General features: G+C 72.0%; 23 protein-coding genes. 13 read left to right on the forward strand and 10 right to left on the reverse strand.

Going from position 1 to position 24,258, the window contains the following annotated elements; all coding sequences use genetic code 11:
* Positions 1-20 precede the first annotated feature (20 nt).
* From ftsR to BLV76_RS18420, 9 genes are all read right to left on the reverse strand, one after another.
* Positions 21-761 carry a transcriptional regulator FtsR gene (gene ftsR / locus BLV76_RS18380; protein WP_090970973.1) on the reverse strand — a complete coding sequence of 247 codons (741 nt, stop codon included), beginning with the start codon at positions 759-761 and terminating at the stop codon, positions 21-23.
* 3 nt (positions 762-764) lie between these two features.
* Complete coding sequence (locus BLV76_RS18385) at positions 765-1,277, reverse strand: zinc-ribbon and FHA domain-containing protein (protein WP_090970976.1); 513 nt, start codon at positions 1,275-1,277, stop codon at positions 765-767.
* Positions 1,278-1,386: 109 nt separating this feature from the next.
* Positions 1,387-1,773, reverse strand: a complete 387-nt coding sequence (gene gcvH / locus BLV76_RS18390; RefSeq protein ID WP_090970978.1) for a glycine cleavage system protein GcvH — start codon at positions 1,771-1,773, stop codon at positions 1,387-1,389.
* A 9-nt stretch (positions 1,774-1,782) separates the two neighbouring features.
* Positions 1,783-2,574, reverse strand: a complete 792-nt coding sequence (locus BLV76_RS18395; protein WP_090970980.1) for a DUF881 domain-containing protein — start codon at positions 2,572-2,574, stop codon at positions 1,783-1,785.
* Positions 2,567-2,899 carry a small basic family protein gene (locus BLV76_RS18400; protein ID WP_090970982.1) on the reverse strand — a complete coding sequence of 111 codons (333 nt, stop codon included), beginning with the start codon at positions 2,897-2,899 and terminating at the stop codon, positions 2,567-2,569. Before BLV76_RS18400 ends, BLV76_RS18395 begins: the two co-directional genes overlap by 8 nt.
* A 7-nt stretch (positions 2,900-2,906) precedes the next feature.
* Entirely contained in the window at positions 2,907-3,839 is a 933-nt protein-coding gene (locus BLV76_RS18405; protein ID WP_090970983.1) for a DUF881 domain-containing protein, read from the reverse strand.
* Entirely contained in the window at positions 3,832-4,431 is a 600-nt protein-coding gene (gene clsA, locus BLV76_RS18410; protein ID WP_090970985.1) for a cardiolipin synthase ClsA, read from the reverse strand. The genes BLV76_RS18405 and clsA overlap by 8 nt, the downstream gene beginning before the upstream one ends.
* 20 nt (positions 4,432-4,451) lie before the next feature.
* Entirely contained in the window at positions 4,452-5,513 is a 1,062-nt protein-coding gene (locus BLV76_RS18415; protein WP_090970987.1) for a hemolysin family protein, read from the reverse strand.
* Positions 5,503-6,864: a hemolysin family protein gene (locus tag BLV76_RS18420; RefSeq protein WP_090972949.1), complete on the reverse strand. Its 1,362-nt coding sequence runs from the start codon at positions 6,862-6,864 to the stop codon at positions 5,503-5,505. The genes BLV76_RS18415 and BLV76_RS18420 overlap by 11 nt, the downstream gene beginning before the upstream one ends.
* A 234-nt stretch (positions 6,865-7,098) precedes the next feature.
* On the opposite strand from BLV76_RS18420, the gene BLV76_RS18425 reads away from it, so the two are divergent.
* The 7 genes from BLV76_RS18425 to BLV76_RS23380 all read left to right on the forward strand — a co-directional run bounded on the left by BLV76_RS18425 (position 7,099) and on the right by BLV76_RS23380 (position 17,545).
* A complete protein-coding gene (locus tag BLV76_RS18425) occupies positions 7,099-8,598 on the forward strand; it encodes a sulfatase family protein (RefSeq protein WP_090970989.1) in 1,500 nt (499 codons plus the stop codon).
* A gap of 5 nt (positions 8,599-8,603) precedes the next feature.
* Complete coding sequence (locus BLV76_RS18430) at positions 8,604-9,689, forward strand: ArsB/NhaD family transporter (RefSeq protein ID WP_090970991.1); 1,086 nt, start codon at positions 8,604-8,606, stop codon at positions 9,687-9,689.
* 32 nt (positions 9,690-9,721) lie between these two features.
* Entirely contained in the window at positions 9,722-10,651 is a 930-nt protein-coding gene (locus tag BLV76_RS18435) for a threonine/serine dehydratase (protein WP_217630390.1), read from the forward strand.
* 76 nt (positions 10,652-10,727) lie between these two features.
* Positions 10,728-11,738, forward strand: a complete 1,011-nt coding sequence (locus BLV76_RS22235; RefSeq protein ID WP_139306623.1) for a glycosyltransferase family protein — start codon at positions 10,728-10,730, stop codon at positions 11,736-11,738.
* Positions 11,735-13,006, forward strand: a complete 1,272-nt coding sequence (locus BLV76_RS18440; protein WP_175539736.1) for a glycosyltransferase — start codon at positions 11,735-11,737, stop codon at positions 13,004-13,006. The genes BLV76_RS22235 and BLV76_RS18440 overlap by 4 nt, the downstream gene beginning before the upstream one ends.
* The gene (locus BLV76_RS18445) at positions 13,003-13,941 is read left to right on the forward strand and encodes a WcbI family polysaccharide biosynthesis putative acetyltransferase (RefSeq protein ID WP_139306624.1); all 939 of its coding nucleotides are present in this window, start codon (positions 13,003-13,005) and stop codon (positions 13,939-13,941) included. The genes BLV76_RS18440 and BLV76_RS18445 overlap by 4 nt, the downstream gene beginning before the upstream one ends.
* 589 nt (positions 13,942-14,530) lie before the next feature.
* Entirely contained in the window at positions 14,531-17,545 is a 3,015-nt protein-coding gene (locus BLV76_RS23380; RefSeq protein WP_139306625.1) for an NHL domain-containing protein, read from the forward strand.
* 275 nt (positions 17,546-17,820) lie between these two features.
* Here the strand turns inward: BLV76_RS23380 and BLV76_RS18460 are convergent, their stop codons facing one another.
* Positions 17,821-18,486 (reverse strand): helix-turn-helix transcriptional regulator, encoded by a 666-nt coding sequence (locus BLV76_RS18460; protein WP_245734750.1) that lies wholly within the window; start codon positions 18,484-18,486, stop codon positions 17,821-17,823.
* Positions 18,487-18,589: 103 nt separating this feature from the next.
* Here BLV76_RS18460 and BLV76_RS18465 point away from each other — a divergent pair, with 103 nt between their 5' ends.
* The 6 genes from BLV76_RS18465 (at position 18,590) to BLV76_RS18490 (ending at position 24,254) form a co-directional block, all read left to right on the forward strand.
* The gene (locus tag BLV76_RS18465) at positions 18,590-18,868 is read left to right on the forward strand and encodes a GlsB/YeaQ/YmgE family stress response membrane protein (RefSeq protein ID WP_090971001.1); all 279 of its coding nucleotides are present in this window, start codon (positions 18,590-18,592) and stop codon (positions 18,866-18,868) included.
* Between the two features lie 567 nt (positions 18,869-19,435).
* Positions 19,436-20,059, forward strand: a complete 624-nt coding sequence (locus BLV76_RS18470; RefSeq protein ID WP_175539737.1) for a helix-turn-helix transcriptional regulator — start codon at positions 19,436-19,438, stop codon at positions 20,057-20,059.
* Positions 20,060-20,396: 337 nt separating this feature from the next.
* Positions 20,397-21,299, forward strand: a complete 903-nt coding sequence (locus BLV76_RS22920) for a glycosyltransferase family protein (protein WP_245734751.1) — start codon at positions 20,397-20,399, stop codon at positions 21,297-21,299.
* On the forward strand, positions 21,296-22,363 hold the full coding sequence (locus BLV76_RS18480; protein WP_217630391.1) for a glycosyltransferase family 4 protein: 1,068 nt from the start codon (positions 21,296-21,298) through the stop codon (positions 22,361-22,363). Before BLV76_RS22920 ends, BLV76_RS18480 begins: the two co-directional genes overlap by 4 nt.
* Complete coding sequence (locus tag BLV76_RS18485) at positions 22,360-23,388, forward strand: glycosyltransferase (RefSeq protein WP_090971009.1); 1,029 nt, start codon at positions 22,360-22,362, stop codon at positions 23,386-23,388. The genes BLV76_RS18480 and BLV76_RS18485 overlap by 4 nt, the downstream gene beginning before the upstream one ends.
* On the forward strand, positions 23,385-24,254 hold the full coding sequence (locus tag BLV76_RS18490; protein WP_139306626.1) for a glycosyltransferase family 2 protein: 870 nt from the start codon (positions 23,385-23,387) through the stop codon (positions 24,252-24,254). The genes BLV76_RS18485 and BLV76_RS18490 overlap by 4 nt, the downstream gene beginning before the upstream one ends.
* Positions 24,255-24,258 lie beyond the last annotated feature (4 nt).

A 24,258-nucleotide genomic window follows, 5' to 3' on the forward strand; every position in this document is an offset into this window, starting at 1 on the left:
CTCCGGGGTGAGGCGGCGGCTCAGCCGCGGTCGAGCCCGACCTTCACGAGCGTCGCGTGGAGGCGGACGGACAGCGCGGCGATCTCCGCCGTCGCGTCCTCGGCCCGGGCGCGGGCAGCCGTGTCGCGACCACGGGAGATCGGTGCGACGACCTGCTGGACGAGCCCGACCTCGCGGTCCGCGGCCGTCTTGAAGGCCCGCAGGTGGCGCGGCTCGAACCCGAAGTCGGCCAGCTCGCGTGCGGTCTGGGCGACCACGAGGGCGTCGGAGTCGAAGTGCCCGGTGCCCGTGCGCGCGGTGACCAGGCCGTACTGCTCGAGCTCGGCAAGCAGCTCCTCGGTGATGTCGGCGACCTTGACCAGCTCACGACGCGACAGGCGCAGGTCGCTCGAGCGGCGGAAGGACTCGGGACTCGGCAGTCCGTCGGCGCTGAGCGCGACCTTCGGGACCGTGGGCACGACGCCCTCGATGGCCGGCGGCTCGAGGCCGCGGTCGATGGCGTCCAGGTGCTCCCCGATGACCTTGTGCGGGAGGTAGTGGTCGCGCTGCATCGTCAGGACGTAGCGCAGCCGGTCGACGTCCTGTGAGGAGAACTTGCGGTAGCCGGCGGGAGTGCGCTCGGGTTTGACCAGGCCCTGGTCCTCCAGGAACCGGATCTTGGAGATCGTCACGCCGGGGAAGTCGGGTCGCAGCTGGTCGAGGACCTGCCCGATGTTGAGGCGGGCGCCGCGACTCGAGCCCGGAGAGGTCGAGGCACTCACGGATCAGTTGTCCGGGTGGGAGGAGAAGAACACCAGCCGGTACTTGCCGATCTGGACCTCGTCGCCGTCGTTGAGCTCGACGGAGTCGATCCGGTCGCGGTTGACGTAGGTGCCGTTGAGGCTGCCGACGTCGCTGACGGTGTAGCCGGCACCCGTACGACGGAACTCGGCGTGCCGACGGGACACGGTCACGTCGTCGAGGAAGATCTCGCTGTCGGGGTGGCGACCCGCGCCGACCACGTCGACGTCGAGGAGGAACCGGCTGCCGGCGCTGGGCCCGCGCTGCACGACGAGGAGGGCGTGGCCCTCCGGGAGGGCGTCGACCGCGGCGGCGTCGACCGGGCTCAGCTGGCGGTCGGAGGACTCGCGCTGGTCGGGCACGCCGAAGGTGATGGTCGCGGTGGTCTCGACCGGGCTCGCCCCGGTGTCCTCCCCGGCGAGCAGCTTGGTGCCGCACTGGGCACAGAAGCGCGCGTCGTCGGGGTTCTGCTTGCCACAGGCGGTGCAGAACGGCATGGATGCTCCTCGACGGATCGACGCCCAACCCTCAGCCGAGGGTTGAGGTTGACGGTTGGTCCGAACCTACCAGCCCGGTGATGGGCGGCTGGCGGATTCGGTGCGGTGGTCAGGCGTCGAGGCCGGCCTGGTAGGCCGCGGCGTCCATCAGGCCGTCGACCTGCGCGGCGTCGGCGACGCCGACCTCGAAGAGCCAGCCCGCCTCGTAGGGGTCGCTGTTGACCAGCTCGGGGGTCGAGTCGAGCGCGGTGTTGACCGCGACGACCTCACCGGTGACCGGGGCGTAGATGTCGCTGACCGACTTCGTCGACTCCAGCTCGCCGCAGGTCTCCCCCGCCGTGACCTGGTCGCCCACCTGCGGGAGGGAGGCGTACACGATGTCGCCGAGCGCGTCCTGCGCGAAGTCGGTGATGCCCACCCGGACCGACCCCTCGGCATCGCCGGGGGTGCGAACCCACTCGTGCTCGCTGGTGTACTTCAGGTTCTCCGGATACATGGCGGCAGGCTACTGGCCCGTGCCGAACTCCGCATACTCAGGTCTCGGCGCCTCGCGGACGCTGGTCACCTCGACCTTCTCGATCGTCACGCTCGCGCCGTCGAGCGTCTCCAGGGTCTCGACCGGCCCGCTCGAGAACGTGAGCGCGGTGCGGAGGTTGTGGATGTCGCCGATGACGTCGAGGACGTAGGGCGGCTCGAGCAGCTGGTCGTCGAGCTCGATCCCCCCGACGGCGTTCTCGAAGGAGCTGTCGGCCCCGAGGCGGATCGAGTCGTTGAACTCCATCGCCTCGGCGCCGGCCGTGCGCAGCTCCTGGACGGTGTCGAGCAGCGACCCGACGCTGACCCGGCTCGTGGACTCGGTGATCGTGACGCGCAGGCCGGGACCGGAGACGGGCACCAGCCCCGCGATGATGTTGAGGGTGCGGACCCGCTGCTCGGCCTCGTCGAGGGCGGCCGCGCGGGCCTGGTTCTCGTTGCTGAGCTCGTCGCGTCGGCCCTCGAGCCGGTCGACCTCCCGGCGGGCGCGCTCGGCGGTGCCGGTGAGTCCGTCCAGGACCTGGATCAGCTCTCCCTCGCGCAGGCCGGCGTAGGTGTCGTTGGCCGCGGTGTCCTGCACCTGGACGACGAACCCGAAGCCCAGGACGGCCAGCAGGACCGCGACGATCCCCTGGCGCCGCGAGGGCTTCAGCAGGGCGTGCCGCAGCCGTTCGCGGCCCGGGCTCTCCGGGTCGGGCCTCACGTGCCCGGGTGGGTGCTCGGGCCGGTCGGGTCGGTCAGGCTGGTCGGGCTGGTCAGGCATGGAAGACGTGCCTCCGGATGGCGGCCACGTTGGAGAAGATCCGGATGCCGAGGACGACGACGACGCCCGTGGTGAGCTGGGCGCCGACACCGAGCTGGTCGCCGAGGTAGACGATCGCTGCCGCGATCACCACGTTGCTGACGAACGAGACGACGAAGACCTTGTCGTCGAAGATGCCGTCGAGGTAGGCGCGGAGGCCGCCGAAGACGGCGTCGAGGGCAGCGACCACCGCGATCGGCAGGTAGTTCTGCAGGCCGAGCGGGACGTCGGGGGCGAAGACCAGTCCGGCGAGGATGCCGAGGAGCAGGCCGAGCGCGGCGATCATCGGGCGGTCATGGCGCGTTGCCCCCTCCTCCTGGTGTGCCGTCCGGGTCGGCGTTGTCCTCGATCACATCACGCAAGCCTCGCTCCGGGGCAGCCGGCAGGCGGATGTCGTCCACATTCTGGGGTGTGTAGACGAAATCGAGGCCGTTGACGAGCGCGAACCACTCCTGGCCCTCCGAGGTCTGGAGCAGCCTGGCCTGGAGGGTCTTCGGGTCGCCGATGGCGGACACGACGTAGGGGGCGTTGACGGGTCGGCCGTTGACGTGGATCGCCCGGCTGGTGTTGCGGATGCCGCCGAGGGCGTTGATGCGCTGGTCGTTGATCGCGATCGCCTCGGCGCCCGCCTCGAACAGGCCGTCGACGAGGATCGCGAGGTCCTCGTCGCGGATCTCGCCGTTGACGTCGACGCCCGGGCGGTTGTCCACGGTGATCCGCACGCCCGGCCCGTGCACGACGGAGAACCCGGTGTTGAGCTCGGCGCGGCGCACGCGGTTGTCGATGTCGTCGAGCTGTCCCTGGACGGTGGTGCTGTTGCTGGCGGCCGCCGCGTTGGAGCGGGTGAGCTCGCCCACGTCGTGCTGGAGGCTGCGCACCTCGTCGCGACGGGCCTCGATCTGCTGCACCAGCGCGGCCCGGCTGAGCTCGTTGACCGCGGCCTCCCGGTCGGTCTGCGCGGCGACGATCGCGGCCATCACCCCGAGCGCACCGATCGCGACGAGGCTGGCCCAGTGCGGCCGGCCCCGCGACGTCGTCCTCGGCGGCAGCCCGGCAGCGGCGCGCTGCCGTGCGACGTGCGCGTAGTCCTCGTCCAGCGAGCGCGCGGTGATGAGCGAGAGCAGGGGCGCCGTGACGTGGTCGGGCAGGTCGCGGGCGGCCGGCCTCGAGTCGGGCCTCGTGTCGGGCCGCGAGTCGGGCCTCCGGTCGGGCTTGGTGTCAGGCATGGTCGGAGGCCGGCGACGTACGCCGTGGCGTCTCGCGGATCAGCTTGCGCACCTGCCAGGCGTAGAGCACGCCCGCCCACCAGTAGAGGCCGATCCCCCACCACGCGAAGGCCCAGCCGAACGTGCGGGCGAGGGTGGCGACGATCCCGTCGCCCTCGCCGAGCAGCAGCAGCGGGAAGGCGTAGAGCAGGTTGAAGGTCGCGGCCTTGCCGAGGAAGTGCACCGGCAGGGCGGAGAAGCCCCGGGTGCGCAGGATCGGCACCAGTCCCCAGAGGAGGAGGTCGCGCAGCGGCAGGGCGATCGCGACCCACCACGGGATGATGTCGCGCAGGAACAGCCCGATGACGACGGCCAGGATGTAGAGCCGGTCGGCGACGGGGTCGAGGATCTCGCCGAGCTTGGAGTACTGGTTGAGCCGCCGGGCCAGCCAGCCGTCGAGGAAGTCGGTGAACCCCGCCACCATCAGCACGACGAGCGCGATCGCGTCGGCCTCCGGGCCGAGGACCAGCCAGAGGAACAAGGGCACACCGGCGAGCCGCACCACACTGATGATGTTGGGCACGGTCCAGACGCGGGACGCTTCCTCTGGCACGGTCGAACCCTACCGAGGGACTAGGCGTCCAGCGGCGCCACGTCGTGGTGCGCCGCGTCGCGGATCTCGCCGACGAGCTCCTCGAGCACGTCCTCGAGCGTCACCAGGCCGACGACCTCCCCGTCACGCTGCACCACCCGGGCCATGTGGGCGCCCTTGACCTGGAGGCTCTCCAGGGCGTCGTGGAGCAGGTCGTCGGGGTGGACGGTCGCGAAGGGCCGGATCCACTTGTCCTCGATGACCCGTGATCGCCTGTCGTCGTCGGACTCCAGGGCGTCCTTGATGTGGAGGTAGCCGAGCAGCGACCCGTCGGCGGTCGCGACGGGGAACCTGCTGAACCCGGTCGAGGCGCACACGGCCTCGACGTCCGCCACCGTCGAGCCGGGGGCCACGGTCGCCAGGGTGTCGGGCGTCATGAGGATCGACGACACGGCCTTCTCGGTGAAGCCCAGGGCGCCGGCGAGGCGGTCGTACTCCTCGGCCTCGATCAGGCCCTCGCCGCGCGACTCCTCCACGAGGGCGGCGACCTCCTCGCGCGTGAAGCTCGAGTGGACCTCGTCCTTGGGCTCGATCCGGAGCAGGCGCAGGACGCCGTTGGCGATCATGTTCATCACGGCGATGACCGGGCGCAGCACGGTCACGATCACCATCATCGGGGGGCTCAGCACCATCGCGGCGCGGTCGGCGCCGGCCAGCGCGATGTTCTTGGGGACCATCTCGCCGAGCACGACGTGGAGGTAGACCACGATCGACATGGCCACCACGAACGACACCGGGTGGAGCAGGTCGTCGGGCAGGCGCGCCTGGTGGAAGAGCGGTTCGAGCAGGTGGGCGACCGCGGGCTCACCGATCGCACCGAGGCCGAGCGAGCAGACGGTGATGCCGAGCTGGGCGCCGGCCATGACGAGCGAGACGTTCTCCATCGCGCGGAGCGTCGTGCGGGCTGAGCGGGAGCCCTCCTGGGCGCGTGGCTCGATCTGGCTGCGCCGGGCGGCGAGCAGGGCGAACTCGGCGCCCACGAAGAAGGCGTTGAGAGCGAGCAGGACGACGGCGAGGACGACGCCGAAGAGGTCACCGTTCATCGGAGCCTCCCACCGGGGTCGTGGCCACGACGCGCAGGTCGAGGCGGTCGATGCGCAGGCCGTCCATCCGCTCCACCGTGAGCGTCACGAGGCGCTGCCGGGGCTCGTGGGGGTCGCTGCGGTCCGGGACCGCGAGCTCGATCCGGTCGCCGGGCGCCGGGATCTTGCCGAGCTCGCGCATGACGAGGCCGGCCACGGTGTCGTAGTCCTCGTGGTCGGGCAGCTCGACGTCGGTGACGTCCTCGACCTCGTCGGGACGCAGCAGCCCGGACAGCGTCCAGCTGCCGTCGCGGCGCTGCCGGATGCGGGCCCCCAGCCGGTCGTGCTCGTCGGAGATGTCGCCGACGATCTCCTCGACCACGTCCTCGAGCGTCACGATGCCGGCGTGGCCGCCGTACTCGTCGAGCACGATGGCCATCTGGAAGCCGTCCTGGCGCAGCAGGGCGAGCAGGGGGTCGAGCCGGAGGCTGTCGGGCACGACGACGGGCTTGACCATGACGTGCCTGATCCGGGTCGTGGCCCGCTCGTGCACCGGGACGGCGACGGCGTGCTTGACGTGGACCGTGCCGACGACGGTGTCCTCCGCGTCGAGGACGGGGAAGCGCGAGTGGCCGGTCTGGCGGGCCAGGTCGATGACCGAGGAGACGCGGTCGCCGTCCTCGACGGTCGTCGTGCGCACGCGCGGCGTCATGATCTCGCCGGCGGTGCGGGTGCCGAACTCGACCGAGCGCTCGACGAGCTCGGCGGTGTCGGCGTCGAGGGTGCCCTGGTCGGCCGAGCGCTGGACGAGCGAGGACAGCTCCTGGGAGCTGCGGGCCGAGCGGAGCTCTTCCTGCGGCTCGATCCCGAGGCGGCGCACGATCGCGTTGGCGGAGCCGTTGAGGATCCGGATCGGGCGCTTGGTGAGCGCCGTGAAGCCGCGCATGAAGCCCTGCGTCGTCCGGGCGGTCTCGAGCGGCTTCGCGATCGCGATGTTCTTCGGCACCATCTCGCCGAAGATCATCGTCATCACCGTGCCGAGGGCCAGGCCGAGGAACAGCGACAGCGGGGTGACGACGCCCTCGGGGACCCCGGCGGACGTCAGGGGGCCGCGGACGAGGTCGGAGATCGCCGGCTCGGCCAGGAAGCCGATGGCGAGGTTGGTGACGGTGATGCCGACCTGGGCGCCGGAGAGCTGGGTGGACAGCGAGCGCAGCGCGAGCTGGACTCCGCGCGCGCCCTCGTCACCGGATGCGGCGGCGCGCTCGACGCTCGGCCGGTCGACGGTGACGAACGAGAACTCGGCCGCGACGAAGAGTCCACAGGCGGCCACGAGGGCCAGCGAGACGAGCAGCAGCAGGAGGGGGGTCACGACGCGCACCCGAGGATCAGTGCGGTCGTGCGGGGACTTTGACTGTCGTCCATGGTCGGCGCTGGTGCTCTTTCTGGTCGTGGGTCGCAGGCGTCGGCGAGGTCAAAGCGTAACGGTTCCGACGACCTTCCCCCAGTCGTCGTGTCGTCTTGGGAAGGGCCCGCGACCCGCCTACTGTTGCGCCGACACAGGGCGAGACACAGGTCCTTCACGGGCCCGGCGAGGAATGCGTAGATGCGAGCGTGGGCACAGTCAATCGCGGCTGCTCTGCTGGTCGTCCTCGTGGCCACCCTGGCGACCGTGACGATCACCGACGGGTCGGGCACCTCCGGTGCGGGATCGGTGAGCCTGGCGCAGGGCACGCAGACGCCCACGGACGCGGCAGTCCCGTCGAGGCCCAACATCGTCTTCGTCCTCACCGACGACATGCGCGACGACGACCTCGACCACATGCCGATCACCCGCCGCCTGCTCGCCGACCAGGGCATGGAGTTCACCGACGCCATCTCGCCGCACCCGCTCTGCTGCCCCGCTCGCGCGCAGCTGGCCACCGGCCAGTACGCGCAAAACAACGGCGTGCAGCACAACCGCGGTGAGCACGGCGGCTTCCAGGCGCTCGACCCGACCCGCGAGGCGAGCGTGTGGTTCCGCGACGCGGGATACCAGACCGGCTTCGCCGGCAAGTTCCTCAACGGCTACCACCCGAGCAGCGTCCGCCCCGCGGGCTGGGGGCGGTGGGACGCGCTGACCCGCGGCACCTACGACTACGTGAACTTCTCGATGACCGGCGACGGCACCCCGACGCGCTACACGGACAGCTACATCACGACCGTGATCGAGGACCACACCGACACCTCGATCCGCGACTTCGCCGCGACCGGTGACCCCTTCGTGGTCTACGCCTGGCACCTCGCGCCCCACTACCGGATCACGCCGGAGGGCGGACGCAGCCTGCCGCCGCCGATGCCGCAGGACCGCGGCACCTTCGCCGACCAGCGCCCGGCGTCCTTCGACGACCCGGCCTTCGACGAGGCCGACGTCTCGGACCAGCCCCGCTACCTGCGCAACCTCCCGCCGGTCGACCGGGAGGAGGTCCACGCCGAGAACTCCGCCCGGCTCGAGTCGCTGCAGGCCGTCGACCGGGCCGTCGGGTCGCTCGTGCAGACCCTCGACGAGGCCGGCGTGCTCGACGACACCTACATCGTCTTCTCCTCCGACAACGGCTACTCCCTCGGCGAGCACCGCTACACGGGCAAGGACGTGCTGACCGACGAGGCGCTCCAGGTGCCGCTCGTCGTCCGCGGCCCGGGCATCCCGGCCGGCACCACCTCCGACCTGCCGGTCACGCTGGTCGACCTCCCGGCGACCTTCGCCGACCTCACCGGCGTACAACCCCAGTGGACGATCGACGGCACCTCGCTGGTCCCGACGCTGATGGGCGACGAGCAGCCCTTCCGCGACACCACGCTCATCCAGACCGGGCGCACCCTCGGCGACGGCTGGTCCCACCGCGGCGTGCGGACCGAGCGCTACCTCTACGGCACCGACGGGACCGACGCGTTCCTCTACGACCGCCTCACCGACCCCGACGGGATGGTCAACGTCGTGGACGACCCGCGCTACGCCGACGTCGTCGCCGCGCTCGAGCAACGGCGTGCGCAGCTCGTGACCTGCGCCGGCTGGACCTGCAACCAGGTGTTCGGGCCCCTCCCCGAGCCCGATCCGTCATCCTGATCCCCGTGACAGACGCCCTCCACCCTGTCGTCGTGCAGGTCCTCCCGGTCGCGATCTTCCTCGTCGCCATCACGGTGACCGCCGAGATCGCCCAGCTGGCCGGAGTGTTCGACGTCGCGGCGCACGCGATGGCTCGTCGTGCCCGCCACCGGGTCCTGCTCCTGTGGCTCACCTTCGCGGCGCTGGCGGTCGTCTGCACGATCGTGCTGAGCCTCGACACGACCGCGGTCCTGCTGACCCCGGTCGGCCTGGCGATCGCCCAGCAGACCGGCATCGCGCCGATGCCGTTCGCGCTCACGACGCTCTGGATCGCCAACACCGGCTCGCTCCTGCTCCCTGTCTCGAACCTCACCAACCTGCTCGCGGTCCACCGGTTCGAGGACCTCGGAGCCGGACATGCCGACTACGTCCGGACCGCGGCCCTGCCGGCGGTGACCGCAATCGTGGTGACGCTCGTCCTGATCGCCGTTCTCCAGCGGCGGGCGCTGCGCGGGACCTACGACGTCGACCCGCCGGCCGAGCCCCACGACCGTGCGCTGCTCGTGATCAGCGGCGTCGTGTGCCTGGCCATCGGACCGCTCTTCGCGATCGGCCTCGAGCCCGCGGTCGTCTCCCTCGCGTCCGCCGGCGTCCTGCTCGCCGCGACCGCGTGGCGGGCGCCGTCGCTGCTCCGCGAGGTCAGCCCGCCCTGGCTGATGGCCGGGGTGTTCGTCCTCGTCGCCGGACTGCTGCGGATCGCCCAGTCCGAGGGCCTGCTCGACTGGCTCGCGCCCGCGGTCGGCACCGGCACTCGCACGCTCGACCTCCTGCACCTCTCGGGAGCCTCCGCGCTCATCGCCAACCTCGTCAACAACCTTCCGGCCTACCTCCTCGTCGAGCCGTCGGCCGCAGACGACGTGCGCCGGCTCGTGGCCACCCTGATCGGCGTCAACGCAGGCGCGCTCATCACGCCGTGGGCCTCCCTGGCCACCCTCCTGTGGCTCCAGCGCTGCCGCTCGGCGGGCCTCCGGATCCCCTTGCTCAAGCTCGCCGGCTGGGGCTCCATCTGCGCCACGCTGTGCGTCGTGTCGGCGACCCTGACCCTGCGCTGATCCGGTTGCCGACCGTCGCGAATACTGGCCCCGTGCTGATCACCCGCGACGACGTGCTGGCCGCCCGTGACCGGATCGCGGGACGTGTGCGACGTACTCCTCTGCTCGCCCCGGCCGGCTCGGACGACGTCTGGCTCAAGTGCGAGCACCTCCAGCACTGCGGGGTCTTCAAGACGCGCGGCGCCTTCAACCGGCAGCTCGGCGCGCTCGAGCGAGGAGAGCTCGGCGACGCCGGGATCGTGGTCGCCTCGGGCGGCAACGCCGGCCTCGCCCAGGCCTACGCCGCCCGCGCGCTCGGCATCCGCGCGACCGTGATCGTGCCGGAGACCGCGCCGGTGGTGAAGGTCGCCCGGATCGAGGCCTACGGCGCACTGGTGCGACGGGTGGGCCAGGAGTACGCCGAGGCCTACGAGGCCGCCGTCGCGTTCGCGGAGGCCGAGGGAGCCGTCTTCGCACACGCCTACGACCAGCCCGACGTGGTGGCCGGCGCCGGCACGCTGGCCGAGGAGGTGCTCGAGGACGAGCCGGGCATCGACACGATCGTGGTGGCCGTCGGGGGCGGTGGGCTCTACGCCGGTGTGGCTGCGGCCGCGCGCGGTCGCGCGCAGGTCGTCGCCGTCGAGCCGGCGACGATCCCGACCCTGCACGCCGCCATGGCCGCGGGTGCCCCCGTCGACGTCCAGGTCTCCGGGGTGGCGGCGGACTCCCTCGGAGCGCGGCGCGTCGGCGACCTCGCCTTCGCCGCGCAGGTGGCCGAGCCGCCCGTCTCCGTGCTCGTGCCCGACGACGACATCGTCGCGGCGCGAGAGGCGCTGTGGCGCGACTACCGCATCGCCTCCGAGCATGGCGCCGCCACTGCGTACGCCGCCCTCCTCTCGGGTGCCTACGTGCCGGCACCCGGCGAGCGGGTCGCCGTCGTGGTCTGCGGCGCCAACACCGACCCGGCGACGCTCGGGGTCTGAGGATCCGCCGGCACCTGCGCCCCCTCCTACGCTTTGGGGGGAGCCCGGTCCGCCCGCGAACGGGAAGGATGCCGGGGTGCTGCAGTCCCCCGCCCTCCGCGCACACGACCACGTGACGCCCCACCACCTCCTGCTGGGCCCCGACACCCACGGCGTGACGCGTTACGCCGGCGAGGTGGCCGGCGCCGCCGGTGCTCCCGTGGCGCGCCACGTCGACGAGCTGGCACCCGGTGCTCCCGTCCACCTGCACGTCACGGACCGCCTGCTCTCCCGCGACCCGGCGGAGGCAGCGTCCGCGGTCGAGCTCCTGGCGCGGCGGGTGACGCTGACGCTGACGCTCCACGACGTCCCCCAGCCCACGGACGGGCCGGTGTTCCGGGCCCGCGCCGCGGCGTACGGCCGCATGGTCCGGGCCACTCGCGCCTGGGTCACGAACTCCTGGCACGAGCACTCGCTGGTCGGTCGGTGGTGCAGCGACGATCCGCGTGGGTCCGTCATCCCGCTCCCGGTCTTCCGCGGGCCCGCACAGGAGCCGGACACCATCGAGCGCGACGTCGACCCGGTGCTCGGCGTCTTCGGCTTCGTGTACCCCGGCAAGGGGCACCGCCAGGTGGTCCGTGCGGCAGCGGCGCTGCGGCGCTCCGGCCGATCGGTGCAGGTGCGGGTCCTCGGTGGAGCCGCCCCCGGGCACGACGACGAGGTCGAGGCGCTCCTGCGGACCAGCCGCGCCCGGGGCGTGCCCGTCGACGTCACCGGCCGCGTCCGGGAGGACGACCTGCGGCGTGCTCTGCGACGCGTGACGGTGCCGGTGGTGGCGCACCGCAACGTGTCGGCGTCCGGGAGCCTCAACTCGTGGATCGCCGCCGGACGCCGGCCCCTCGTCCGTGACGGGGCCTACGCACGCGAGATGGCAGAGCTGCGACCCGGGACGACGACCATCTTCGACGACGGGTCGCTCGTCCCCGCCCTGGAGGCTGCGCTGCAGAGCCCGGCCTCGACGTGGACCCCGCCCGGGACCGATCTCGGGCCGGGGCTCGAGGACACGGCGGCGGCCTATCGTGCCTGGTGGCTCTCGGTGAACGGGTGACGACGCCGCCCTACGGGACGAGCGTGGTCGGCAACCGGTGGGACCTCGCACCACGACGAGCACCTCGCCGGACCGTGTCGGTCGTGGTGGCGCACTACGAGCAGCAGGCGGCGCTCGACCGCACCCTCGCAGCGCTGCGCCGGCAGACTCGCCCACCGGACGAGGTCGTCGTCGCCGACGACGGCTCGCGGCGGCGCCCGACGGTCCCGGCCGGGGTGCAGCTGGTGCGACAGGCCGACGAGGGCTTCCGGGCCGCGGCCGTGCGCAACCTGGGGGTGGCCGCGAGCACCGGCGAGGTGGTGGTGCTGCTCGATGCGGACACCACGCCCGAGCCCGGGTTCGTCGAGCGCATGGTGCGGCTGCCCGAGTCGGTCCCGGAGGCCCTCGTGGTGGGCCGCCGTCGCCACGCCGACCTGTCCCGCGTGCCTCCCGGTGACCCGGTCGAGGACGTGGCGCCGCTGACCGAGCTGCCCGAGCCGGAGTGGCTCCGCGCGGCCTACGCCGAGACCCGCGACCTGCTCGACGCCGACGCGACCGCACACCGGTTCGTCATCGGGGCGGTGCTCGCCTGCAGCCGGTGGTGGTTCGACGAGGTCGGCGGCTTCGACGAGACGTTCCGCGCCTACGGCGGCGAGGACTGGGAGCTCGCGCACCGGTCGTGGACGGCCGGAGGCCTGCTCGCCCACTGCCCCGACGCCGTCGCCTGGCACGACGGCCCCGACGCGGGAGCACGCGGCCGCCATCCCGATGCCCACCTGGAGGAGACCGTGGCGGTCGCCGACCGGACCTCGGCTGCCGGGACGACCTGGCGCGGGCTCGCGCGCGGCCCGGCCGACCTGGTGGTGACCTGCGAGCCCGGGCTCACCGACACCGAGCTGCTCGTCACCCTCGACTCGGTGCTCGCCGCGCTCCCCCGGGCCGCGGTGCGGCTCGGTGCGCACCACCGGGCCGTCGTGGGTGACGACCCGCGCCTCCTGCCGGCCGGGCAGGCCGTCCCCGACACCGCTCGCCTGCACCTGGTCGTCCGACGGGGCCTCGCCGGTGACGCCGCGGCCTGGGGTGCACTGCTCACCGCCCTGGACGGCTCCTCGGCACGCGCAGCGGTCGCTGACGGCTGCGCCGAGCTGCACGACCTGCGCCTCCTGCGCCGGGCCGCTCGCTGGGGCCGGCCCGCGCTCGCGCCCGCCGGGCCGCCGGTCCGCACCGGGCTCCGACCGTGGGCCGCCGACCACACGTTGGAGTCGTGGCTGGGCGGGTGGCGCCCGTGAGCGACGACCGACCGCTCCTGGTCATCGTGGGCAACTGCCAGGCCGAGTCGCTCCGCCTGCTGCTCGACGCCGGCGACGTCCGCACGCTGAGGCTCCCGGCACTGCACGAGATGACCTCCGCAGACGTCGTCGCGCTGCATGGGCTCCTGTCACGAGCGGACCTGCTGGTCGCTCAACCGACGTCGGACGACTACCGCGGCCTGCCCCTCGGCACCTCGCAGCTGCGTGCCGTCCTCCCGCCGAGTGCACGCGTCGCCCTGGTCCCGAGCCTGAGGTACGCCGGACTGCACCCGTTCCACCTGCTCGTGCACCCGCCGGACCTCGACCGCCCGGACCCTCCAGTGGTGCCGTACCACGACATCCGCACGGTGCTCGCCGCTGACGACCTGCGCGCGGGACGGACGGCACGCGCCCCGCTCGGGCTCACCTCCGCTGCCGTGCACGCGGTGGCGGCGGCGTCGGTCGGGGAGCTGTCGCGCCGCGAGCGCGCCCACGGGACCGTCGTGGTGAGCGACCTGCTCACCCGGCCCACGGCGGACACGATGCGGACGATCAACCATCCCGGCAACGCGCTGCTCGAGCCGGTCGCGGCGAGGTTGCGCGCAGCGCTCGGCCTCGACGCGTGTGCACCAGCGGTCGAGCGCCCCTTGCTGACCTCCATCCACGCGCCGCTCCACCCCGAGGTGGTGGCCGCCCACGGGCTCGACGTCCCACCCACTGCCGACTGGACCGTCGAGTGGCGCCGGATCGCGCCCGGGACGGTGGAGGCGGCGCACCTGGCGTGGTACCGCGCACGCCCCGAGATGCTGGACGCCGCCCTCGCGCGCATCGGCCCGCTGCGCGAGCTGCTCACCGCCGACCGGGCCGCCGACCGGACCGCGCCACGGCGTCCAGGCGTCTCTCCCGCAGCTCGTCCAGCAGGTGCTGACGAGTGATCACCAGGGTCAGGCGTCGCGTGGGCTCGAGGTCCGTGGCGAGGTAGCGCGACGTGTGCTCCCACGCGCGGACGAGCTCGCGATCGGTGAGTCGGCCGAGCCCCGTCCCGGAGTCCGGGCCCGGAGCGCGTCGTCGGCGGGCGGCGCTCCTCGCGTGCGAGGACATCCGCACGACGGATCCCACGAGGCGCGTGGCCCTGGCCAGGATGCGCGCCACCAGCCTCACCCGTCCCGTCATGGACCTGGGGGTACCCGGCATCCCCAGGACGATGCCGGGGGCCACCCCCGCCACGTGGCCTCTCTGGCCCGGGTCGTCGCACATGACCTCCGCCACTACCCGCGGCCCATTGCCAACCGTGGCCTGGACGGGCTTGTCGGTTTGCCTGCGGAGGGTGTTTCCCGCCGCTTAATGTGACGCCGCTGCGCGTGCAGCCGTACCCCGGGGAGTTCTTTCATGTCGTCTGCGCCTCGCACCGCAGTGCTGTCCGTCGTCGCGGTGGTCGCCGCCGGTCTCGCGGTGGGAGGGCCAGGAGCTTCGGCGCAGGCCGCGGTGGTGCGACCGTCCAGCCAGGTTGTCGCGGCTGCGGTGATGGCTCAGGTGCCAACCGCCACGAAGCTGGTCGTATCGGCATCCCAGGTCTACGTCGGAGAGCCGGTGGAGTTCACCGCGACCGTCTCTAGCACCGGGCCGGCGATCGACGGCGGGACCGTGGAGTTCCGGGCCGGATCCACGGTGCTGGGCTCAGCCGCCGTCGTCAACGGCAAGGCCGTGCTGTCGGTGTCGACGCTCGCCATCGGCAGGTACCGGGTGAGAGCGGCCTTTTCGGGCACCAATGACCTGATGCCGAGCGCGTCGGGGGACAACGGCACCACCCCGATCCGCACGATCGCCGGTACCGGCACGCCGGGCTTCTCCGGCGACGGGGGCGCCGCGACCTCGGCCAGACTGATCTACCCGTCCAACCTGGCCGTGGATGGAGCGGGCAACGTCTACGTCGTCGACAACGGCAACAACCGGATCCGCAAGGTGGCCACTGACGGCACCATCACCACCGTCGCCGGGAACGGGACCGGCGGATTCAGCGGGGACGGCGGACCGGCGACCTCGGCCCAGCTCAACAATCCCTACAGCATCGCCGTCGACGCGGCAGGCACCCTCTACATCGGCGACGACGGCAACAACCGGATCCGCAAGGTCGACCTCCAGGGGACGATCACCACCTACGGAGGGACCGGCATCAGCGGGTTCAGCGGCGACGGGGGTCCGGCAACCCTGGCCAGGCTGCGCGTGGCGAGCATGGCCATCGACGCGGCCGGCACGGTCTACTTCACCGATCAGGGCAACGGCTACGTCCGCAAGATCACCCCGGACGGGATCATCACCACGATCGCCGGCACCGGCACGTCGGGCTACAGCGGCGACGGGGGCCCGGGCACCTCGGCGCAGATTCGGTCGCCCTACGGCGTGGGGGTCGACGCGGCGGGCAACGTCTACTTCGCCGAGATCTCCAACCACGTGATCCGCAAGGTCACGCCACAGGGGATCATCTCCACCTACGCGGGGACCGGAGTTGCCGGATCCACCGGCGACGGGGGTCAGGCAACCCTCGCCCGGTTGAGCACCCCGGGCGGGATGGCGGTGGACGCCTCGGGCAACGTCTTCTTCAACCAGTTCGGCACCAACCAGGTGCGCAAGGTCGCCCCTGACGGGGTCATCTCGACCGTCGCTGGTACTGGTACGGCGGGCTACACCGGGGACGGCGGACCGTCGAGGTCCGCCCAGTTGAACGACACCGAGGGCCTGGCCATCGACGCAGCCGGCAACCTCTACCTCGCAGACTCCAGCAACAACGTGGTCCGCCGGGTGGACGGGCCGGTCACGCTCGACGTCATCGCGAAGCCGACCTTCACCACCGGCCCCACCGCGGCCATCACCGGCACGCCCGTGGTGGGCGGCACGCTGACCGCCACGCCGGGCCCGGCGCAGCTGGGTTCGACGACGCCTGCTGCTGATTCGTTCACCTACACATGGGCTGCCGACGGCACGACGATCGCCGCCGCCACCGCCCGCACCCTCGACCTCACCCCTGCCATGGCCGGCAAGACCATCATCGTCACCGTGACCGCAGTCCGCGACGGCTACGTCGACGCCGCCGACACCTCCGACCCCACCGCTGCCGTCGCGAAGGCCGCCTTCGCCACCGGCCCGAACGCCATGATCACCGGCACGCCCGTGGTGGGCGGCACCCTGACGGCCTCCCCCGGGCCCGCACAGCTCGGTACGACGACCCCGTCCGCTGAGTCGTTCACCTACACCTGGTCCGCCGACGGCACCCCCATCGCCGACGCCACCGCCCGGACCCTCGACCTCACCCCGGCCATGGTGGGCAAGACCATCACCGTCACCGTGACCGCGGTCCGCGACGGCTACACCGACGCCACCGACACCTCCGAGCCCACCGAGGCAGTGACCGGCGCTGTCTTCACGACGGCGCCTGCCGTCGCACTCAGCGGCAACGCCGTGGTGGACGCCGTTCTGAAGGCGGTCGTCTCCGCGCCCTCGCCGGCCGCCGACACCTACGCCTACAGCTGGTTCGCAGACGGCAGCCCGGTCGTGGCTGCTGACCGTGACCAGCTCGTGCTGAGCCCGGACCTGGTCGGCAAGCAGATCACCCTGAAGGTGACCGCGTCCCGCGACGGTTACGTCGACATCACTGCCTCCTCCGCGGCCACTGCAACCGTCGCGCCTGCGTCCTTTGCCACCGCTCCGTCGGCCGCGATCAGCGGTACGGCACGGGTCGGGCAGGTGCTCACCGCGACCACCGGGCCCACCACGCCCGCAGCCACGACGTATCGCTTCGCCTGGTTCGCCGACGACACCCCGATCGCTGCAGCCACCGGCGAGTCCCTGCTCCTCACCCCCGCCCACCGAGGCCAGCGCATCAGCGTCATGGTGGTCGCCACGAGGCCTGGCTACACCGACGCGTCGACTCGCTCGAGCAGCACCGCGGCCGTGGCCACCAACCAAGCCCCCTCCGTCGAGCTGTCGATCCAGGTCCCGAACGGCTCCCGCGAGGCCGCGTTGACCCCTGACGGCGAGCCCACCATCAGGCGCGGCCGCACGGCCACCGTGAGCTGGACCAGCCAAGGAGACGCGACCCTGCGTGCGACCGGCGCGCTGCAGAAGCTGCTGAGCGACGCGTACGGCACCGCGCCCATCCCTGCGAACGGGTCCATCAAGGTCAGGCTCGACCGCGCCGGGCTGCACACCTTCCGGATGATCGCGTCGAACGAGCTCGGCTCCACGAGCGCGAGCACATCGGTCGTCGCCGTGCGAGCACCCGCCCAGCTCACGGTCCAGGCACCGTCGCGCGCCACACCCGGGAAGACGATCCGACTCCGGGTGGACGGGCTCGGGTTCGGCGAACGTTACGTGGTCACGGTCGCCGGTCAGCGCCTCAGCCGCACTGACGTGCGCGCCGACGCCAGCACCCTCGTGCTGCGGGTCAAGCTTCCCCGCACCCTCGAGCCCGGAGAGGCGCGCATCAGGGTCACCGGACGGTCCACGCAACGTACCGGCACCGCAACCGTCCGCATCGGCTGATTCGCCCCACCGCGCCTGTCGGCAACCGCGTTCGTCCTCAACGCCAACTTGGGCACGAAGGTGGAGACGTCGGCCTGACGCTCGTCGGCGTCCGCAGCGGCAGTCGGCATCGCATCACCCGGCTGCACGGCGGCGTGGCCGGGCCGACCCAGGGGTGACGATCCGGGTGAACTCGCCGTTTGTCGAATGGTTGGGCGCATCGACGCAGCAGACGGCGAGAGCTTCCGGTCGAGGTTCCGCCTCGCAGGATCGCGATTGCAGCCAACGGTTGGCGCTCACGGGCCGCCGCGCCAGTGGTCGATGCGGCGGTGGTCGGGCATGAACCCGTGGCGTACGCCCCACAGCACGGCCTGGGTGCGGCTCTCGACGTCGATCTTGCGGTAGAGCCCGCGGATGTAGGACTTGACCGTGTTGGGACTGAGGTAGGTCAGCGCCGCCACCTCGGCGTTGTTCTTGCCCTGGGTGATCAGGGCGAGGATCTCGGCCTCGCGGTCGGACAGGCCCTCACTGCGTCCGGGCCAGTCGCCGGCGGTGGTGCGGATGGTCCTCGTGGAGGGCTCGTTGATCACGGTCTCGCCGCTGTGGACGGCCTCGAGCGCCGCCACCAGCTCACGAGCCGACAGCGCCTTGGAGAGGTATCCGTCCACGCCGAGCTCGCGTGCCATGTCGAGGAGGTCGGGGTGGAAGTTCCACGTGTAGATCACCACCTTGTGGGCACGCGGGTTGTCGATGAGCGTCCTGACCTCGTCGTGGTCGGACTCCGGCTGGGCGAAGGAGTCGTAGAGCGCGACGTCCACCTCGTCGACCAGCGGCTTGTTGGTGTCGAGCTCGGCCACGACCACACGCTCGCGGTAGGGCTCGAGCATGTTCGCGACACCGACGACCACGACGTCGTAGTCATCGACGATCGCGACCTGGATGGGACGGGCAGGCGGGGTCACAGAGGTGAGCCTAACCCACCCCGGGGTGTGTTTGACCTCCCCCTGGGGTGTTTTCGTGTACCCCAAGGGCCGCCACAGCGGCCCTCGAACGGAAGGCACTCACATGCTCGGACTCATCCTCACCATCCTCGTGGTCGGTGCCATTGCCGGCTTCGTGGCCCGGCTGCTCGTACCCGGACGCCAGGACATGTCGATCGTGGCGACCATCGGGCTCGGCATCGTCGGCTCGCTGGTCGGCGGTTTCCTCGGCTACCTGCTCTTCGGCAAGGACGCCGGCGACGGCTTCCTCCAGCCCGCCGGAATCATCGGCTCGATCCTCGGTGCGGTCATCGCCCTGGTCATCTGGCAGATGACGCAGCGCCGCAGCTCCGCCCACGTCTGATCCCACCATCCGGGGAGCGGGGGCCGCACACGCTGTGGCTCCCGCAACCCGCACGCTGACCACAGGCGCCGCGGATCTCGACTGCGGCCCACTGTCGGTGGCACGCCGTAGCGTCCTGAAGGCATGGGTGCGACCTGGCCTTCTTCCGGGGCCAGGTCGCACTGTCAACGATCACCCATCGCGGGTGGAACCACCACCCGGTAGTGGTGAGGTCACTCGAAGACGGCGAAGAATGTACCTGTCAAGCATCTTCGGCAAATCGCCCTCGCGGGTGGGTCTATCGACTCATCACGCGCCCACCACTCCGCAGGGTCAACGCCCCACAACCGGGTACTCCAGCGCACGACGTCGACCGGTCCCCTGCCGGTTCGAACGTCGAGGACCGGACCGCCCAGACCTCGCGGTCCGGTCCGTCCGGAAGACGGGTCCCGCTCGCAGGGCGCGTCGTCGTGCAACGGGGCCGACGCCTGCAGCGCCCCCGCCGCCCGATAAGTTGGAGTCCTCGCGCGCCTTTGACCCCCGCCTCGCGTCCTCCAGCTGATGTTCCTCGGAAGGACGATCTCCATCATGCGCATCGCTTTGCTCAACCACTCCGACGTGGTCGTCGCGGGTGTCTCATCGATCGTCGGCCGAGAGGGCTCCGACATCCAGGTCGTGCCTGGTCCCTCACGCGCACACAGCGCGATCGACGTGATGTTTGTCGACCCAGCGCACCAACCGCACGATGAGCCCGCACGCCTCTCCCGCCTCTTGGCCGACCCCCAGGTCCACCGGGTCGCGGTGCTCACCGGCGCGTTCCGACGACGGACCGCTGGAGCGTTCCTCGCCCGCGGGTACGCCGGCTACCTCAGCACCGCCCTGCCGCGCCGCGACCTGGTCACGGCGTTGCACGCCATCCACCGCGGCGACCACGTCGTCGCACCGGAGAACGATCGTCCACGCGAGCAGTGGCCGGGACAACTCTCCGGGCTCACCGCGCGCGAGTCGGACGTACTGACCCTGATCGCAGCCGGCATGAGCAACCACGAGATCGCCGACCGCTACAACCTGAGCATCAACTCGGTGAAGTCCTACATCCGGGGAGCCTACCGAGCGATCGGTGTCGAGAGCCGTACGAAGGCAGTGCTGTGGGCGCTGACACACGGACTCCACGCGCCCGTGGAAGCCAACCGCAGCGCGCATCGACCGTGAGATGTCGGCCGCGCGTCGATGGCCACCAAGAAGTCCGGCCGGACCAGCATGAGGTGCTCGCCACGGGGTACCTGCGGCCGTGACCACGTCTGAAGCAAGCCTCCGCACCGGGACGGAGGCGGTCGTCCCCCCTGCCCCACGTCGCCGGCGCGCGCACCAGCCGGTCGTGGCCTCGGTGCCGGCGAACCACGTCTATGTCCGCCACCTGTCCCCGGAGGACGGACCAGGGCCGATCAGGCTCCCCGACCCCGACCCTGACGGCCGGGCCGCGGCTTCCCAGCGTTGGTGGCCGCCGGTGATGCTGCAGCCGTCCTGGGCTGATTCCCACGAGTTCGACGTGTTCCACCTGCACTTCGGCTTCGACGCGCGCAGTGAGGCAGACCTGCGCGAGCTGGTCGCGACGCTGAAGCGCCGTCGCAAGCCCCTCGTCTTCACAATCCACGACCTGCGCAACCCGCACCACGCCGACCGGGCGGCCCACGACCGGCACCTCGACGTCCTCGTCCCGGCGGCCGACGCACTGATCACCCTGACGCGCGGCGCCGCCGACGAGATCCAGCGGCGATGGGGCCGGACAGCCCACGTGCTGCCGCACCCGCACGTCGTCCCGCTGGACGTCATGCGGCGTGCAGCCACGATGCGGAACGTACGCCGCAGCGGTTCCCGAGCTCGACAGTTCCGGGTCGGCCTGCACGTCAAGAGCCTCAGGGCAGCCATGGACCCGCAGCCCCTGGTGCCGGTCCTGCTCGACGCGATACGGGACCTCCCGGACGCCGTGCTCCAGGTGAACGGACACCACGACGTCCTGCACCCCGACGGTGCCAGGTACGACGCCGGGCTCGCGTCCATGTTGCGGGAGCACGCCGACCAGGGTCGGATCGACCTCCGCGTCCACGACTACCTCGGCGACGACGAGCTGTGGGCCTACCTCGCCTCGCTCGACGTGTCGGTCCTCCCCTACAGGTTCGGCACCCACAGCGGATGGCTGGAGGCGTGTCGCGACCTCGGGACCGCAGTCATCGCCCCCAGCTGCGGCTACTACGCCGACCAGGCACCGGTCCTCGATTACGGGCACGACGAGCACCACCTCGACGCCGACAGCCTCGCCGCCGCCGTGCAGGAGGCGTACGACGGTCGGGTTGCCCCCGGGCCGAGCGTCGAGCAACGACGCAGGCAGCGCACCGAGCTCGCATCGGCGCACGCCCGCATCTACCAGTCGCTGATCGACGGTGCGCGGTGAGGATCTGCCTCATCGCGTCCAGCCGCTACCCCATCACCGAGCCGTTCGCCGGCGGGTTGGAGTCCATGACGCACACCATGGCGCGCGGACTGTCCGAGCGCGGCCACGAGGTGACCCTGTTCGCCGGTCCGGGATCCACCTCGCACCCCTCGGTTCGCGTGCTCCCGCTCGCGACCGTCGAGCTGAGCGCGGCTGCTCTGGCGGACGTGAACGCACCGCACCCGGAGTGGATCGCCGACCACCACGCCTACCTCGACCTCATGCTGACCCTGTCCCGCACCGGGACGGACGACTACGACGTCGTCCACAACAACAGCCTCCACCACCTTCCGGTGGCGATGGCCTCCGCGCTCGACGTGCCGCTCCTGACCACGTTGCACACTCCCCCGCTGCCGATGCTCGAGTCCGCGCTCGCGCTGTCCCCGCGGCCAGGGCGGTTCGTCGCGGTGAGCGGGTGGACCGCGGACGCCTGGCGTCACGTGGTCGACAGCGAGGTGGTGCTCAACGGCCTCGACCTGCGCGACTGGCCCCCGGGCGAAGGAGGCGGACCTGCGGTCTGGTCGGGCCGGATCGTCCCCGAGAAGGCACCACACCTGGCGATCGAGGCGTGCCGCGCCGCAGGCGTACCCCTCGTGCTGGCGGGGCCCGTCCAGGACCAGGAGTACTTCCGGCGCGAGGTCGCGCCACGCCTCGGCCAACGCGCGAGGTATGCCGGCCACCTGGACGGGCAGGCACTGTCCGCCCTGCTGCGTCGCTCGTCGGTAGCCGTCGTGACGCCCGTGTGGGACGAGCCCTACGGCCTCGTGGCAGCAGAAGCCATGGCCAGCGGGACGCCGGTGGCAGCCTTCGCGCGAGGAGGACTCGCCCAGGTGGTGGCACCCGAGGCAGGGGTGCTGGCCGCACCGGGCGACGTGGATGCGCTGACCCACGCCGTGGCGAGCGCCGTGCAGCTCGACCGAGGGGCCGTACGCGCACACGCAGAGGCGACGTGCAGCGCCGACCGCATGATCGCGCGCTACCTCGACCTCTACGCAGATCTCGGCCGCCAGCAGGACGCGGCGTGACCGACCGGATCGGCTACTACGTGCACCACGTCGGTGAGGGGCACCGACGACGCGCCGAGGTGCTCGCCGCCCGGCTGTCCCGCGACGGCGTCGCCGTGACCGGACTGTCGACCCTCCCGCGACCGGCCCGATGGATCGGTGACTGGGTCGAGCTCCCCCGCGACGACGACGGCGACCCTCGAGACACTGGTGCGAACGGCCACCTCCACTGGGCTCCACTGCTGCACGACGGAGCCCGGGCTCGCGCCGCGGCGATCTCGTCCTGGATCGAGTCCGCGCGCCCGGAGCTGGTCGTCGTGGACGTGTCGGTGGAGGTCCTCCTCCTGGCGCGGCTGCACGGAGTGCCGACCATCGCGGTGGTGCTGCCCGGACAGCGCGACGACGCTGCCCACCTCCTGGGCTTCGGAACCGCGGAGGCGCTCGTCGCGTTCTGGCCCGCCGACGCGCGCGGTATGTCCCCCGGGCTGCCGGAAGCCGTCGCCCGGCGCCTCGTGCCGGTCGGCGCGCTCTCCCGCCACCCGGTGCGCGAGCCGCGCGCCCGCCCCAGGACGGTGGCCCCGCGCTCCGTCGCGCTGATGCTCGGCTCCGGCGGACACCAGGTGAGAGCCGAGGACGTCGCTGCAGCGCGAGCAGCGACCCCCGACTGGCAGTGGCACGTCCTCGGTGCTGACGAGCACACCTGGGTCGAGGACCCGTCGCCGACGTTGGACCGGGTGGACGTCGTGGTCACCCATGCCGGTCAGAACGCGATCGCCGAGACGGCAGCCGCCAGGAGGCCGGCAGTCGTCATCCCTCAGTCGCGTCCGCACCACGAGCAACACGTGACGGCCGACTGCCTGGCGGCGGACTGGCCCGCCGTGGTCTGCCGGACCTGGCCCACCGGGCAGTGGCCCGCCGTCCTCGCCCGGGCTGCCTCCCTGGACGCAGGCGGCTGGGCAGGCTGGTGCGACGGCGGTGCCGCCGATCGGTTCGCGGACGTCGTCCTGGCCACCCGCCAGCGCGTCCGCGGCGGCGGTTCCGGATGAGTGGCGTCGCCGTCGTGACGATCGCCCACGGACGCCACGAGCACCTCGCGGCGCAGCACCTCGGACTGGCGTCAGGGACCGAGCTCCCGGACTCCTACGTCGTGGTCGCCATGGACGATCCCGGCATCACCGAGCACTCCGTCGGATCGCTGCACCGCACGGTCGTCCACCACGGCCCTACGGCTCACGGTGGCCTGCCCCTGGCCGCCGCGCGCAACCTCGGCGTCCGGAGGGCGATCGAGGGTGGCGCGGATGTCGTCGTCCTCCTGGACGTGGACTGCCTCCCCGGCGCCGAGCTGGTGGCGGCCTACGCAGACGTCGTGGGGCGCAGGCCGGAGTCGATCTGGTCCGGGCCGGTGACCTACCTTCCTCCACCGCCCCCCGATGGCTACCCCGACGACCCGCGGGAGCTCGAGGACTGGGACGACCCACACCCTGCGCGCCCGATGCCGGACCGTGGCCAGCACCTGGACGCGACGGACCCCGACCTCTTCTGGTCACTGTCGTTCGCGACGCACCGCGCGACCTGGGAACGCACGGGCGGGTTCTGCGAGGACTACGTCGGTTACGGCGGAGAGGACACCGACTTCGCCCGGACCGCGATCGCCGCCGGGGTGGGTCTCGGCTGGATCGGGGATGCCCGCGCCTACCACCAGCACCATCCGGTCAGCAGCCCGCCCGTCGAGCACCTCAACGACATCCTGAGGAACGGACGCATCTACGCGGAGCGCTGGGGCCAGTGGCCGATGGCGGGGTGGCTGCAGGAGTTCGAACGGCTGGGACTCGTGCGACGGGTGCCGCACGGGTGGGCGCGCACCACCGCCTCCACCATCAGCACCGCTGCCACACCGGCCCCGCCGCCCTGAACCC

Origin of the sequence: Nocardioides exalbidus (assembly GCF_900105585.1) — a bacterium.
GTDB classification, from domain to species: domain Bacteria; phylum Actinomycetota; class Actinomycetes; order Propionibacteriales; family Nocardioidaceae; genus Nocardioides; species Nocardioides exalbidus.

Bases quoted from the DNA above. Each gene is read 5' to 3' on its own strand.
- BLV76_RS18385 (WP_090970976.1), bottom strand. From the start codon at position 1,277: ATGCCGTTCTGCACCGCCTGTGGCAAGCAGAACCCCGACGACGCGCGC.
- gcvH (WP_090970978.1), bottom strand. From the start codon at position 1,773: ATGTATCCGGAGAACCTGAAGTACACCAGCGAGCACGAGTGGGTTCGC.
- BLV76_RS18395 (WP_090970980.1), bottom strand. From the start codon at position 2,574: ATGCCTGACCAGCCCGACCAGCCTGACCGACCCGACCGGCCCGAGCAC.
- BLV76_RS18400 (WP_090970982.1), bottom strand. From the start codon at position 2,899: ATGATCGCCGCGCTCGGCCTGCTCCTCGGCATCCTCGCCGGACTGGTC.
- BLV76_RS18405 (WP_090970983.1), bottom strand. From the start codon at position 3,839: ATGCCTGACACCAAGCCCGACCGGAGGCCCGACTCGCGGCCCGACACG.
- BLV76_RS18415 (WP_090970987.1), bottom strand. From the start codon at position 5,513: ATGAACGGTGACCTCTTCGGCGTCGTCCTCGCCGTCGTCCTGCTCGCT.
- BLV76_RS18425 (WP_090970989.1), top strand. From the start codon at position 7,099: ATGCGAGCGTGGGCACAGTCAATCGCGGCTGCTCTGCTGGTCGTCCTC.
- BLV76_RS23380 (WP_139306625.1), top strand. From the start codon at position 14,531: ATGGCTCAGGTGCCAACCGCCACGAAGCTGGTCGTATCGGCATCCCAG.
- BLV76_RS18465 (WP_090971001.1), top strand. From the start codon at position 18,590: ATGCTCGGACTCATCCTCACCATCCTCGTGGTCGGTGCCATTGCCGGC.
- BLV76_RS18470 (WP_175539737.1), top strand. From the start codon at position 19,436: ATGCGCATCGCTTTGCTCAACCACTCCGACGTGGTCGTCGCGGGTGTC.
- BLV76_RS18490 (WP_139306626.1), top strand. From the start codon at position 23,385: ATGAGTGGCGTCGCCGTCGTGACGATCGCCCACGGACGCCACGAGCAC.